The sequence below is a fragment of the Nocardioides jensenii JCM 1364 = NBRC 14755 genome (assembly GCF_001552535.1).
Classification (GTDB): Bacteria; Actinomycetota; Actinomycetes; order Propionibacteriales; family Nocardioidaceae; genus Nocardioides; species Nocardioides jensenii.
In genome coordinates, this window is the sequence record NZ_BCRJ01000053.1 from 1 (window position 1) to 14,031 (window position 14,031).

General features: G+C 71.6%; 12 protein-coding genes. 5 read left to right on the forward strand and 7 right to left on the reverse strand.

Annotated features, from left to right (window positions below; genetic code table 11):
- Positions 1–141: 141 nt before the first annotated feature.
- On the reverse strand, positions 142–903 hold the full coding sequence (locus tag NJ4_RS12285; protein WP_067435174.1) for an alpha/beta hydrolase family protein: 762 nt from the start codon (positions 901–903) through the stop codon (positions 142–144).
- A 96-nt stretch (positions 904–999) separates the two neighbouring features.
- Here NJ4_RS12285 and nemA point away from each other — a divergent pair, with 96 nt between their 5' ends.
- Positions 1,000–2,094: an N-ethylmaleimide reductase gene (nemA, locus tag NJ4_RS12290; protein WP_067435177.1), complete on the forward strand. Its 1,095-nt coding sequence runs from the start codon at positions 1,000–1,002 to the stop codon at positions 2,092–2,094.
- A 36-nt stretch (positions 2,095–2,130) separates the two neighbouring features.
- Here the strand turns inward: nemA and NJ4_RS12295 are convergent, their stop codons facing one another.
- Positions 2,131–3,261: a DUF3152 domain-containing protein gene (locus NJ4_RS12295; RefSeq protein WP_067435180.1), complete on the reverse strand. Its 1,131-nt coding sequence runs from the start codon at positions 3,259–3,261 to the stop codon at positions 2,131–2,133.
- 110 nt (positions 3,262–3,371) lie between these two features.
- Here NJ4_RS12295 and NJ4_RS12300 point away from each other — a divergent pair, with 110 nt between their 5' ends.
- Positions 3,372–4,253, forward strand: coding sequence for a hypothetical protein (locus NJ4_RS12300; protein WP_067435183.1), 882 nt, complete (start codon positions 3,372–3,374; stop codon positions 4,251–4,253).
- Positions 4,250–5,458, forward strand: a complete 1,209-nt coding sequence (fahA, locus tag NJ4_RS12305; RefSeq protein WP_067435186.1) for a fumarylacetoacetase — start codon at positions 4,250–4,252, stop codon at positions 5,456–5,458. The genes NJ4_RS12300 and fahA overlap by 4 nt, the downstream gene beginning before the upstream one ends.
- A 1-nt stretch (position 5,459) precedes the next feature.
- Here the strand turns inward: fahA and NJ4_RS12310 are convergent, their stop codons facing one another.
- Positions 5,460–6,323: a tryptophan 2,3-dioxygenase gene (locus tag NJ4_RS12310; protein ID WP_067435189.1), complete on the reverse strand. Its 864-nt coding sequence runs from the start codon at positions 6,321–6,323 to the stop codon at positions 5,460–5,462.
- 55 nt (positions 6,324–6,378) lie between these two features.
- Between NJ4_RS12310 and NJ4_RS12315 the strand changes: the two genes are divergently transcribed.
- Positions 6,379–7,293, forward strand: coding sequence for a metallophosphoesterase (locus tag NJ4_RS12315; RefSeq protein ID WP_067435192.1), 915 nt, complete (start codon positions 6,379–6,381; stop codon positions 7,291–7,293).
- On the opposite strand, the gene NJ4_RS12320 is transcribed toward NJ4_RS12315, so the two are convergent.
- From NJ4_RS12320 to NJ4_RS12335, 4 genes are all read right to left on the reverse strand, one after another.
- The gene (locus NJ4_RS12320; protein WP_082748500.1) at positions 7,275–8,510 is read right to left on the reverse strand and encodes a glycosyltransferase 87 family protein; all 1,236 of its coding nucleotides are present in this window, start codon (positions 8,508–8,510) and stop codon (positions 7,275–7,277) included. The two genes, NJ4_RS12315 and NJ4_RS12320, sit on opposite strands and share 19 nt — an antisense overlap.
- Positions 8,507–9,958 carry a polyprenol phosphomannose-dependent alpha 1,6 mannosyltransferase MptB gene (gene mptB, locus NJ4_RS12325; protein WP_067435199.1) on the reverse strand — a complete coding sequence of 484 codons (1,452 nt, stop codon included), beginning with the start codon at positions 9,956–9,958 and terminating at the stop codon, positions 8,507–8,509. Before mptB ends, NJ4_RS12320 begins: the two co-directional genes overlap by 4 nt.
- A gap of 234 nt (positions 9,959–10,192) precedes the next feature.
- A complete protein-coding gene (locus tag NJ4_RS12330; protein WP_067435202.1) occupies positions 10,193–11,542 on the reverse strand; it encodes an MFS transporter in 1,350 nt (449 codons plus the stop codon).
- Between the two features lie 82 nt (positions 11,543–11,624).
- Complete coding sequence (locus NJ4_RS12335) at positions 11,625–12,383, reverse strand: hypothetical protein (protein WP_067435205.1); 759 nt, start codon at positions 12,381–12,383, stop codon at positions 11,625–11,627.
- Between the two features lie 191 nt (positions 12,384–12,574).
- Here NJ4_RS12335 and NJ4_RS12340 point away from each other — a divergent pair.
- The coding region (locus NJ4_RS12340) for an FAD/NAD(P)-binding protein (RefSeq protein ID WP_157551110.1) at positions 12,575–14,031 on the forward strand (1,457 nt) is incomplete at its 3' end.

Consider the following 14,031-nt stretch of genomic DNA (forward strand, 5'->3'; position numbering starts at 1 on the left):
GGCGAGCTGCGGCCCGGGCCCGCGCCGAGGCCTTCCCCTGGCCCGACGCGGTGGAGCGGATGCTGGCCGTGCACGCCGGTCTCTCCGCCCGCCCCCGGCTGGCCACTGCCTGACCTCGGGCCCGGGCGTCCTGGCGGCAGCTCAGTCGAGCGCGAGGTACTGGTCGGCCCAGGCACTGATGATCCGGGCGGCGCGCTGCGCCTGGCCGGGCGCGGTGAGCAGGTGGTCGGAGCCCTCGAGCGAGACGAAGCTGCGTGGGTGACGCGCGGTGCGGAAGATCTCGCTGGCGTTGGCGATGCCGACCGTGTTGTCGGTCGGCGAGTGCATCACCAGCAGGGGCCGACGCAGGGTGCGGACCTGCTCGCGCAGGTCGGCGCGACGGATGTCCTCGACGAAGTCGCGCTTGAGCGTGAGCGCCTTGCCGCCGACCAGCCACTGTGCCTCCCCCTCGCCCAGGACCCGGTCGAGAAGGGCGTCGTAGTTGTGCTCGACGTGGCTGGGCTCGACGGGTGCCGCGATGCTGACCACCGCGCGCACTCCCGGAAGCTGACTGGCCGCGGCCAGGACGGCGGCGCCGCCGAACGAGTGGCCGACCAGGATCTCGGGCGGCCGGCCCTGCTCGACCATGAACTCGACGGCGCGCACCGTGTCGGCCACCTTGTGCGAGAACGACCCGTCACCCCAGTCGCCCTCGGAGTCGCCGAGCCCGAGGTTGTCGAAGCGCAGCATGCCGACGCCCTCCGCGGCGAGCTGGCGGCAGATCCGCGCCGAGGCGACGAAGTCCTTGCCGAGGGTGAAGCCGTGGGCGAAGACTCCCCAGCCGCGCACCTCGCCACGGGGCAGGTCGACCAGCCCGGCCAGCATCTCGCCCGACACGCTCGGGAACCGCACCTGTTCCGCCATGGCCCTCATCCTGCCGTGCCGCTCGCGCTCGGCGCGAGTGGCGCACGGCACCGAGGTCGTCGGAACAAACCACGGGGGACGGTTGGTTCCTCTCCTGTGTCCACTCTCTTCTCACCCCTGTCCATCGGCTCGACCAAGCTGGCCAACCGCGTGCTCATGGCACCCCTGACCCGGATGCGGGCAACCGCACCGGGCGACGTGCCGAACGACCTCATGCGCGACTACTACGTGCAGCGCGCCGCCGCCGGTCTGGTGATCAGCGAGGGCACCCAGATCAGCCCCGAGGGCAAGGGCTATGCCGACACCCCGGGCATCCACAGCCCCGAGCAGGTCGCCGGCTGGCGTTCGATCACGGACGCCGTCCACGCGGCCGGTGGCGTGATCGCCGCCCAGCTGTGGCACACCGGCCGGGTGGGCCACGAGTCACTGCACGACGGGGCGCTGCCGGTCTCGGCGAGCGCACTCGAGTTCCGCAGCCGCACCTCGCTCAAGGACGACGAGGGCACTGTCGTCCGCGCCATCTGCCCCACGCCACGCGCCCTCGAGGTCGACGAGCTGCCCCGGCTCGTCGACGACTACCGGCGCTCGGCCCGCAACGCCGTCGACGCCGGCTTCGACCTGGTCGAGGTGCACGCCGCGCACGGCTACCTGCTGCACCAGTTCCTGGCCGAGGCGAGCAACCAGCGCACCGACGGGTACGGCGGCTCGCTGGAGAACCGGGCCCGGCTGCTGCTCGAGGTGGTCGACGCGATCATCGACGAGATCGGTGCCGACCGGGTCGGCGTACGCATCTCGCCGGTCGGCAGCTTCAACGGGCTCGACTCCGACGACGACGGCGAGGCCGGGCTGTACGTCGCCCGGGCCCTGGCCGATCGTGACATCGCGTTCCTGCACCTCTCCGAACCCGACTGGGCCGGCGGGCCCGCGCTGGACGACGAGTTCCGCACCCGACTGCGCGCGGCCTTCCCCGGCGTGATCGTGGGCGCCGGCAACTACGACCTGGCCAAGGCCGAGCGCCTGCTCGACGCGGGTCACATCGACGCCGCGGCGTTCGGACGCTCCTTCATCGCCAATCCCGACCTGCCCACAAGGCTCGAGGCCGGGCTGCCGCTCAACGCGCCGACGCCGGAGACGTTCTACGGCGGCGACCACGAGGGCTACACCGACTACCCGGCCCTGGCCGACGCCTGACCATGGCCGAGGCCTGATCCGCCCGGGCGAGGCTGCTCAGAAGCGCGGCACGTCGCGCTCCCCGGCGGTCGGGAACGGGTTGAACCGGCAACCCTGCAGGCTGATCGACTGCTGCTGCATCACCGGTGCCGGCGCTCCGGCGCGCGGGCAGGAGCGATGCGACCAGCCCAGCCAGTGGCCGGTCTCGTGGTTGACCACCATGTGTCGATAGCTGCGCAACGTGCCACCGGCCCGGTTCCACGCCGGTGAGGCGTGCTGCCACCGCAGCTGGTTGATCACGACGAAGCGCCCGACCCGGCAGCTCCACTGGGCACTGCATCCGGAGGAGAAGCGCGGCAACCACGACGACTCGGCCAGGACCAGGGTCATCGACCCGCCGCTGCGCACCTCGTTGAACGCGATGCCGGCCCCGCGCCAGCCGCGCGGATCGTTGAGTGAGGCGTTGGCCAGACGACGGAAGTCGCGCAGGCTCGCGGTGATCCGGCCCCGCGTCTCGACCTTGTAGTGCACGACGTGCCTGGCCGGCACCCGGTGGCCGATCCTGAACGCCTGGGAGACCACCGGGCGGGTCCGGTAGCCGGCCCGCGTCGCGGTGGCACGCACCCGCACCGCATGCCCGACATCGCGCCAGGTCAGGCGGTAGCTCTGCTTCGTGGCTCGCGCAATGGGCCTGCCGTCGCGCAGCCAGCGCCAGGTGATGCGGGTCGGCTTCGGACTCAGGGTGGGCCTGGTCGAGGTCAGGGTGGAGAGATAGCGCTTGGTCCCCCGCGGATCGGGTCGGCGTACCAGCCCGAAGGTCGCCTTGCGCACGACGCGGGCGCGCGAGGTGGCGCTGGCCGGGTCGTACGACGCGTGGCTGGCGGTGACGCGCACCGAGAGGGAGCGGCCGATGTCGGCGATCACGGGGCGATAGCGCCGCTCGGTGGCACCCGCGATCGGCCGGCCGTCCCGAAGCCAGGCGAAGGCGTACGTCGCATCCGCGGGCTGCCACGCCCCGGGGGCGGCGGTCACCGTGCCGAGGTAGACCGCCGTGCCGGTCAGCGTCGGCGCGGTCAGGTTGGTGATCGGCTCGGCGACGACCGGCTGCGCGCCGGCGCTCGGCGCAGGGAGCAGCGCGGCCACCATGCCGACGAGAGTGGCGAGCAGGGCGAGAAGACGGCGCGACATGACGTCACCCTAGGCAGATCATCAACCGCTCGGTGGGTCTCCGAGATTCTCGAGCGTCCCGTGACCGGACGAATGTGTCCGATCCCGGAGCCCTGCGCTAGCCTCCGAGCGTGTCGGATTCCACCGCAGACCTCTCCCCCGCGTTCGTCGGACTGCTCGACGACGCCGCCGTCTTCCCACCCGGGAACAGTCCCCTCGAGGACGCCGTACCGGCGTGGTTCGCCCGCCGCGCCGAGGCGTACGCCGACCTGGTCGACGCGTTCGTGGTCAGCGACCATCGCCTGCCCGAGCTGCGCCCACTCGTCGGGGATGACACGCTCCCGGTGAGCGTCGTGATCGGCGCCGGCGCCGGCGGCATCACCCCGGCCGCGAGCACGGTCTCACGCATCGGCGGCCTCCGGCTCGCGAGTCTCGAGGTGGCCCTGCGCGACCCGTCCGACCTGGCCGGCAACGCGCGCCGGGTGATCGCCGGCCTCGACCAGGCCCGCGACCTCGGGCTGGTCGACGACGAGGTGGCGGTCTTCGTCGAGCTCCCCCAGGAGCCGCCGAGCGCCGGATGGCTGGCGGCCGCCGACGAGATCGCCGCCGCCGACCTGCGTCTGAAGTTCCGCACCGGCGGCGTCGAGGCTCACCTGTTCCCCACACCCGACACACTCGGCGCGTGGATCACCGCGGCCCTCGACCGCGAGTGCGCCTTCAAGTGCACCGCCGGCCTGCACCAAGCCGTGCGCCACGACGACCCCGAGACCGGTTTCCGCCATCACGGCTTCCTCAACGTGCTGCTGGCCACCCGCGCCTCACTCGACGGCGACGACCCGGTCGCCGTACTCGGCGAGTCCGACCCGGCCGCCCTGATCGCTCTCTTCAACGAGCACGGCCACGACACGATGGCCCGCACCCGGCGCTGGTTCACCGGCTTCGGGTCCTGCAGCGTGGTCGAACCACTCGACGATCTGCACGCGCTCGGACTGCTCACCGTGGAGTCCGCATGACGACCTGGGTGCCCGGCGCCGCCGGCTCGGCGTACGACGTCGACAACCTGCCGTACGGCGTCTTCGTGGGCACCGGTGAGGAGCCGCGGATCGGTGCCCGCATCGGTGACCACGTGCTCGATCTCGCACCCGTGGCCGCGGCCGGGCTGCTCGAGGTGGCGCACGTCTTCAGGCACCAGGCGCTCAATCCCCTGATGGCACTGGGCAGGGCCCACAACGACGCGATCCGCCGGTGGATCGTCGCGCTGCTCACCGAGGAGACCGGGCGGGCCGATGTCGAGCCGCACCTGATTCCCCTGGCAGACGTGGAGATGCGGATGCCGATCGAGGTCGGCGACTACGTCGACTTCTACGCCTCCGAGCACCATGCCTCCAACGTCGGCACGATCTTCCGGCCCGAGCAGGCCCCCCTGCTGCCGAACTGGAAGCACCTGCCTGTCGGCTACCACGGTCGTTCCGGCACGGTCGTGCCGAGCGGCACCGAGATCATCCGGCCGATGGGCCAACGGAAGACCCCGAGTGACGACGAGCCCGTGTTCGGGCCCAGCGCACGCCTCGACATCGAGGCCGAGCTGGGCTTCGTCGTCGGCATCGGCACCGAGCTCGGCGAGCGGGTCACCACCGGCGGTTTCGCGGACCACACGTTCGGCGTGATGGGACTCAACGACTGGTCCGCGCGCGACATCCAGGCCTGGGAGTACGTGCCCCTCGGCCCGTTCCTCGGCAAGTCGTTCGCGACCTCGATCTCCACGTGGGTCACTCCGCTCGCCGCACTCGACGCGGCCTGGGTCGAGCTGCCCGGTCAGGACCCGGAGCCGCTCCCCTACCTGCAGGTCGAGGGCAGGGCGGGGCTGGACATCGCGATCGAGGTGGCGGTCAACGGCCACGTGGTCAGCCGTCCGCCGTACCGGTCGATGTATTGGAGCCCGGCTCAGATGCTGGCCCACCTCACCGTCAACGGGGCCTCCGTGCGCACCGGCGACCTGTGGGCCTCGGGCACCGTCTCCGGCCCGGTGGCCGAGCAGCGCGGATCGTTCCTGGAGCTCAGCTGGGGTTGGCGCGAGCCGTTCGCTGTCGGCGACCAGGAGCGTCTGGCGCTCGAGGACGGCGACGAGGTCGTGCTGCGCTACACGGCGCCCGGGACGCTCGGCGGCCGGATCGCGCTCGGCGAGGTGACCGGCCGGATCGCGCCGGCCCGGCCATGACCTACAGGCTGGTGCGGACGGCGTAGAGCTCGGGGAAGAACGTCAGCTCGAGCGCCTTCTTCAGGAACGGAGCCCCGCTTGATCCTCCGGTGCCGGTCTTCATGCCGATGATGCGCTCGACGGTCTTGAGGTGCCTGAAGCGCCAGAGCTGGAAGTTGTCCTCGAGGTCGACCAGCTCCTCGCAGGTCTCGTAGGCCGCCCAGTTGTGCGAGGAGTCGGCGTAGATCGCGGCGAACACCGGCACCAGGTCCTCCCGGAAGGTCCACGCCAGGGTGACGTCGCGGTCGAGGACTCCGAGCGGGACCGGGTAGTCGTGGCGGGCCAGGTAGTGCAGGAACTCGTCGTAGAGCGAGGGCGCATGCAGGGCACGGCGTACGACGTCCTGGGCGACCGGGTCGGCGTCGAACACCGCGAGCATGGCCGCGTTCTTGTTGCCGAGGGTGAACTCGACCGCGCGGTACTGCCAGGACTGGAAGCCGCTGGAGCTGCCCAGCGAGTCGCGGAACTCGGCGTACTCACTGGGCGTCAGCGTGGCCAGCACCGACCACTGCTCGGTCAGCGTCTTCTGGATGTGCTTGACCCGGGCCACGCACTTGAGCGCCTGGGGCAGGTCGTCGACGCGGAGCAGCGCGCAGGCGTGCTCGAGCTCGTGGAGCACCAGCTTGAGCCACAGCTCGGTGGTCTGGTGCTGCACGATGAACAGCAGCTCGTCGTGGTGCACCGGGTCGCTGATCGGCCGCTGTGCCGAGAGCAGGGTGGGCAGGTCGAGATAGCCGCCGTAGCTCATCCGGTCACTGAAGTCGGTGACGACGGTGTCCTCGATGGCGCGGGTGTTGGCGTCCACACCGCGATCGGATTCAGTCATGGGGCTCCCTCCGCCAGCCACGGTAGCGGGTCGCCCGTGGCCTAGGCTGCGAGACGTGAAGCCCCTCGGCCAACATCCCGCACCCCGCCACGTCATCGCCCACCTCAGTGACCCGCAGATGCTGGCCGGCCGGCCGCTCCACGGCAAGGTCGACACCGAGGCCAGGATGCGCGCGGCCCTCGACCGACTGTCCGCGATCGACCCGCCGCCGCACGCGATCGTGTTCACCGGAGACCTCGCCGACCGCGGTGAGCCCGAGGCGTACGCCGTCCTTCGCGCCCTGGTCGAGCCCGCCGCCGCACAGTGTGGCGCGCAGGTGGTCTGGGTGATGGGCAACCACGACGAACGCGCGGCGTACGCCCAGGGCCTGCTCGACCGCGCCGCGACGGACGCACCACAGGACGAGGTGCACGACGTGGACGGGCTGCGCATCATCTCCCTCGACACCAGCGTGCCCGGCTACCACCACGGCGAGATCGGCACCGAGCAGCTCGCCTGGCTGGCCGACCAGCTGGCCACCCCCGCCGAGCACGGCACCCTGCTCGCCGTGCACCATCCGCCGATCCCGGTGCCGATGCTCGAGGCGGCGGCGCTGATCGAGCTGCACGACCAGGCCGCCCTGGCCGACGTCATCCGTGGCACCGACGTGCGCGGCATCATCGGCGGGCACTTCCACTACACGTCGTGGTCGACGTTCGCCGGTGTGCCGGTCTCGGTCGCCTCGTCCACCTGCTACACCGAGGACCCGGCGACGCCCGGCCTGACCTCCGGGGTCGACGGGCACCAGGCATTCACGATGCTGCACGTCTATGCCGATGCCGTCGTGCACAGCGTGGTGCCGGTGGCCGGCGCACCCGAGGTGGTCGGCCACCCGGCCGAGCTGGCCGAGCAGCTCGAGGCCCTCGACCCGACGGAGCTGTTCGAGCTGGTCTCCGGCAAGGAGTCACCGCTCTACTCCAACGAGCTCTGAATCCGCCGGCGCACAGCCACGTTGCTCGATCCGACGCGAGGTTCCACCAGGGTCACGCGGCGCGGCCGATCGCTCCGACCGAGCCTCGACCCACGCCGTGGACGGGCAAGCAGCACGACGAGGACGAGCGCCGTCAGCAGGTAGGCGTTGCCGACCACCTGCTCGATCGGCGACCACGCCAACTCGCGGTCGTCGTGGTTCGGCGGCCACCAGATGCACCCGGAGACGAACACCGCCGTGCCGGATCCGGCCGCCCAACGACGACCGGAGCCCATCAGCACGATCACGGTCGGCACCGCCCAGACCCAGTGGTGGCTCCACGAGATCGGGGAGGCGAGCAGCATCGCCACCGCCGCGACGCACGCGCCCAGGGCCGGATCCCCGCGGCGCCAGATGCCGGCGGCCAGCACCAGGGTGGCCGACGCGATCACCCCGGCGCCGAGCAACCAGGCGACGGTGGACGGCTCGGCCCCGCCCACGCGTGTCAACCCGGCCAGGATCGACGGGTTGCCGGCATACGGCACACCGCCGACCCGACCGGGGTCCCACAGGACGTCGGTCCAGTAGGCCACCGAGGTGCCCGGCAGCAGCGCGAACCCGAGCCCGACGGTGGCGACGAACGTGAGCCCGGCGACCGCGGCGTGGTGCCGTCGCCCGATCAGCACCAGGAACACCACGAAGACCAGCGGAGTGAGCTTGATGCCCGCGACGACGCCGATCAGGGCCCCGCTCCACCGGCGTCGCGGGCCGAGCAGGTCCACCACGACGGCGGCCGTCAACAGCAGGTTGACCTGTCCGAAGACGAGGTTGGCCCGCACCGGCTCGAAGGCCATCGCGGCCAGCACCAGCCCCACCACGACGTACGACGACCGCGAGCGGCCGCGGCTCGGCAGCACGAGCGTGATCGTCACGGCCAGGGCCAGGATGCTGATGCTGGTCCACAGGCCCACCGCCAGCGGGAACGGAAGCAGTGCCGGCCCGGTCATCAGCAGGGCGGCGAAGGGCGGGTAGGTGAACGGCAGCCCGGTGCCGGCCTCACCCGAGTCGTAGAGCGGAAGCCCGTCGAGCACCGCGGTGCCGCCGAAGCGATAGACGGCCAGGTCGACGAAGCCGCCGTGCCCGGCGACGACCAGCGCGATCATCCCGGCCAGCCAGGCCAGGCTTCCGACGAGCACCAGCGACCGTCGCTGGGCGGGGACCATCCCAGACGCCGTCATGGGACCGGCAGCCACTCGGCGTCGGCGATCTTCTCCAGCCGTTCGCGCGCCCGCCGGGTGAGCAGCAGGAGCGGCACCAGCAGGGCGACGTACGAGCAGCCCATCACGATGGCGAGGTAGGCACCGTGCAGCGAGGAGTCGAGCGGAGCGACCAGGCCGAGCACCACCGACACTGCCACCAGCGCGGACCCGGCCAGCCGCGAGAGCCGCAGGCAGGCCAGGAACGGCACCAGCCACAGGAAGTACCAGAGGTGCACGACGGGGCTGAGCACGATGGTCGCGGCGACCAGCACGACGGTCGTGTGCACCGCGCCCTTGCGGTGTCCGGTCGGCGCCCGGAGGGCGAGGGCGACCACGACGACGAGGCTGAGGGCGGTGGCCAGGTGGCGCACCCGGTCCAGGAACCAGGCGGGCTCGGAGCCGAGCCCGAGGTGCTGCGCGCTCCAGTCCAGGGCACCGCCGAGCACGGTGGGGGCCGACAGTGGCGTGTTGACCGTGCCGGGCACCGAGAGCGAGTCGACCCAGCCGGCGCCGAGGCCCCACACGGCTCCGAGCCCGAAGAGCACGGCGAGCGAGAGCGCGCCGACACCGGCGAACCGTCGCAACCTGGCGCCCATCGACGCGGCGACCGGCAGCGAGACCAGCACCACCGCGACGCAGATCAACCCGCCGGGCAGCTTGACCGCGGCGGCCAGCCCACCGAGCATCGCGCCCCACTGCCATCCGCGTTCCACGGCCACCACGAGGGCGGCCGCCATCAGACCGACCATGAGCAGGTCGTTGTGCAGCCCGCCGACCCCGTTGGCCAGCATCAGCGGCGAGGCCAGCACGAAGACGCTGGCCAGCGCGGGGTTCGCCCCACACCACGACGCCAGCCTCGGCACGGCCCAGGCCAGCAGGACCAGCCCGACGACGGCGATGCCGCGATGGGCGACGACCAGGATCCACGGGTTGCCGGTGAACCGCGCGGCGAGGTCGCCGAGGATCAGGGGCAGCGGGCCGTACGGCGTGGGCGTGTCCATCCAGCGCGGGTCGACCGCGTTCACGATCGGACCGCGTAGCAGGGACGGCCCGTTCGCATAGGGGGAGATGTCGAGTGCGGTCAGCATGCCCTGTGCGGCATAGCTCCAGCCGTCGCGGGAGAACAACGGCGGCGCGACCATCAACGGCGTCGACCACATCAGGGTGGCGTAGCGGACCAGCCCCAGCGCACCCTCGCGCTCGACGCCCTCGGCGCGGGCGACGTACCGGCACAGGGACAGCCAGGCGGCCGCCAGCAGGCCGAGGCCGGTCATGACGAGAGTGAGGCCGGCCATCCGGCCGAGCATGTGCTCACGCAGCTCGACGACCACGTCGAGGTAGAGCAGCCGGGCCGTGTCGGGGAGCGGGGACACCAGCAGGCCGCCGAGAAGGACCAGGAACGACCCCGTCAGACCACGCGCGATCATGCTGGCGACGCTAGGGACGCTCCGCTACCGGACGGGGTCGCCCGGGCGAACGACACCGCAACTTCGGGGAATCAGGGTGTGGCTCACGGTCTCGGCCGTCGCGAGCGTCGCATCCGCTGAGTGCAACGCTGCGGCCAAGGAGGGAGCCGATGCGGAGCATCGGCGGCTGACGCGAACGCGGCGAGGTGCCGGCGGGGCGGCGCGCAGCAGGCCGTGGACCTGTGAGGCACGCCCTCAGACGCCTTCGTTGTCGGCGAAGCCGGGGTGCACGAACGGCTCGCCGCGCTGCAGCTTCTCGACCGCGCCGGGATGGACCCGGTGCAGGTGGGCGATCGCCTTGCGCCGGTAGCGCAGGATCTGCGTGGCGCCGCCGATCCAGAAGACGTACTGCGCGCACAGCGCCACCCGGAAGTCGGCCAGGTCGTACGCCGAGGCGCCGCGGGGCTCTCGCCAGTCGAGGATCATCCCGATCAACGCCATGGTCAGCAGGGAGGCCAGGAACCCGCCGATGTTGACCAGGCTGGTGGCCCGGCCGAGCGACTCCTCGGGAGTGAAGCTGCGGGCCAGGTCGAAGCCGACCATCGAGGCCGGGCCTCCGGAGCCGGTCAGGCAGACCAGGACGACGAGCAAGGGCAGCGGCGCCGGACCGTCCCAGAGCAGCACGACCGTCCACACGGTCGCCATCGCCGCGACGATCGACAGCACGATCCAGGAGCGGTAGAACGGGTAGCGCGTCACCAGCTTGCCGAGCACGATGCCGCTGACCACGATCCAGCCGGTCATCACGGTCAGGAGGGTGCCCGCCATCTCGGCGGACAGTCCCTGGCCACGCACGAGGAACGGAAAGCCCCACAACAGGGTGAACACCGTCACCGAGAACTGCGAGGTGAAGTGCGACCACATGCCCAACCGGGTGCCCGGGTTGCCCCACACCAGCTGCACCGAGCGCGCGAGCGCCCGGACCTTGATGCGCACCGGCTCCGACCGCTGGTAGGGCGAGTCCTTGACCACCACCAGGACGCCGACCAGCAGCACCACGCCCAACGACGAGGCGAGGGCGAAGGTCTTCGTCCAGCCGAGGCCGTGCAGGGCCAGGGTCAGCGGGGCCGCCGCGACGATGGAGCCCATCTGCCCGATCTGGCCGGTCAGCTGGGTGATCATCGCGCCCTGCCTGACCAGGAACCACGCCGTCACCAGGCGCAGCACGCTGACGAACACCATCGCGTCGCCGGCGCCGAGGATCGCCCGGGCCACCACGGCCAGGCCGAACGAGGTGGTGAACGCGAACAGCAGCTGGCCCAGGGTCATCGTGACCAGGCCGGCAAGCAGCAGGGCGCGGGAGCCGTAGCGGTCGAGCAGGACGCCGACCGGGATCTGCATGCCGGCATAGACGACCAGCTGCAGCACGGTGAAGAAGGCCAGCTGGGTGCCGCTGATGTCGAAGCGCTCGGTGGCGATCAGCCCGGCCACTCCCAGCGAGCTGCGGTGGAAGACGGCGAGGACGTAGACCGCGACCGCAACAGCCCAGATGCCCCAGGCCCGACGTCGGCCGATGTCGTGCAGCTGGAGGCGTTCCTGGGTCATGGGCTCATGGTCCACCCGGAACCGGATGGCACCGAAATCCCCCACGCGGTCGGCCGCACGGGAGACCGTGTGGGGGGTGGGCTCAGGACGTGCCGAGCTCGGTCTGCAGTCGCTCGACGCTGAGCCGCAGGTAGCCGGCCAGCTCGGTGGCCGGGACCGGGCCCTTGGTCGACACCGCGGTGAGCACCACGCTGGCGCGGCCGACACGGGCCATCACGAAGTCCATGACGACCACGAGACCGTCGGCCTGCGTCGTCACCGGCACGGACAGGCGGAACGCGGCGGTGTCGTCACCGTAGGTGGGGAAGACCATCGGGTAGTTCCTGACCTCGCCGTAGACGGCGTCACCTTCTTCATCGGCGAACTGGTCCTGGAGGAAGTCGGCCAGGCAGGTGCGGAACTCCGATCCGCCCTGCACCTCGAAGGCGTTCGTCATCCACGCTTCGTCCGACGCGACCTCGACCGACGTGGAGATCGTGACGCCCTCGGGCGACTTGAGGTCGTCGGAGTCGGCCTCCGCATTCTGGTCGTTCTCGACATCGGAGAGATCCACGCCCACGCACTCGGCGAGCTTCTGCGCCTGCTCCTGCGACTCGCTCTCGTCGTCGCTGGGCTCGGCCTGCCAACCGGAGGGCATGTCGTCGATCGTCAGGACGGCCGCGTCGGCGATCGCCTGGTCGGAGTCGGTGCCTTGAGCCGGCGTCGAGGAGCTGGACGACTCACCGACCGGTGCCGCTGTGGCCGCCGACGATGACGAGGAGCCGCCGGATTCTTCGTTGTCGCCACACGCGGTGAGGGTGAGGGTGAGTGCGAGGGCAGCAACTGCCGAAAGTGCGCGCATGACCCCAGAAGGTAGTGCACGGCGGGCCCCTGCAATCTCAAGGGCCGACGACGTGGCAGGTCGGGAGGTCGGTGCTCGACCCCGATTTTGAGCATGCGCGGCGCGCCTGGGCGTGCTAGGAATTCCAGACCGGAGGACTCACACCCTAAACTGGATAAAGTAAGTGGATTAACAAGTCTTGAGGAGTGGGCATGGGTGCACATCGACGCCAACGACCGACCGTGGTGATCGCGGGAGGCGGTGCGGCCGGGTCCCTCGTGGCCCTGCACCTGGTCCGCAGCGCCAACCGCCGCTCGGCCGGCCTCGACATCGTGATGGTCGACCCCGTCGATCGGTGGGGCCGCGGTGTCGCGTTCGGCACCACGCACGACCAGCACCTGCTCAACGTTCCGGCCTCGGGCATGAGTGCCCTGCCCGAGGAGCCCGGCCACTTCGTCAGCTGGCGTCATCGCGACGACCCGGAGGCCCCGCGTTCGTCGTACGTCTTCGCGCCGCGGAAGCAGTTCGGTCGCTACCTCGACGAGACCCTCACCGAGGCCCTCCACGCCTCGCTCGGCGAGACCACGCTGCGTCACGTCCGCAAGCCCGCGACCTCGATCAAGCGGACCTCCCAGGGCGCGGCACTGGTCACCGGAGACGGCTGCGAGCTCACCGGAGACGCCGTGGTCATCGCCACCGGCCTCCCTGCCGCCGGCCACGCCTGGGCCCCTGACTCCCTGCGCGACTCGGCGTTCTTCGTGCCCGATCCGTGGGCGCCCGGCGCGTTGGACGTCGTACGACGGTCCGCGAGCGGCCCGGCCGACGTCCTGCTGGTCGGCGCCGGCCTGACCATGGTCGACGTGGCCCTGTCGCTGACCGGGCCGGGCAACCGCGACGACCGGGTGCTGCACGCGGTCTCACGCCACGGGCGGCTCCCCGCCGCGCACGCCCCGGAGCTGCAGCTGGCGGCGATCCCCGACATCTCCGACTGGGGCGACTCGTTGACCGACCTGCGCCGGGAGGTGGCTCGACACCTGACCGACGTCACCGACACCACCGGCGACTGGCGTCCGGCGATGGACGGCCTTCGGTTCCGCATCTCGGCGCTGTGGGAGCGGCTCAGCGAAGCCGAGCGCGAGGAGTTCCTGGCCGACGATGCCGGCGCGTGGAACGTGATGCGTCACCGCATGCCGCCGACCAGCGCGTCGCACCTCGACGTGCTGCAGGCCGACGGCCGCCTGCGGGTGGGCACCGGCCACGTGGACTCCGCCGAGGCCCTCCCGACCGGTGGGCTGCGCGTGGGCCTGGCCGACGACGGGGAGACCCGCTTCGTCGAGGTCGGCTGGGTGGTCAACTGCACCGGCCCGCAGGCCGACATCCGCCTGCTCGGCAACCCGTTGCTCGACGACCTGCTCCGCCCGCGCGGTGGCGGCGCGCTGGCCGTGGCGGCCACCGCCGGCATGGGCGTACGCACCGACCAGGGCCGCCTCCTCGACGCCTCCGGCAACGCCGACGCGCCGCTGTGGACGCTGGGCGCTCTCCGGCGCGGTGAGCTCTGGGAGTCGACCGCGATCCCCGAGATCCGCACCCAGGCCCTGGCCGTGGCGACCGCCGTCCTCGACGCGGTGGCACCGCTCCCCCGCCGACTGGCCGACGGACGGCTGGTCAG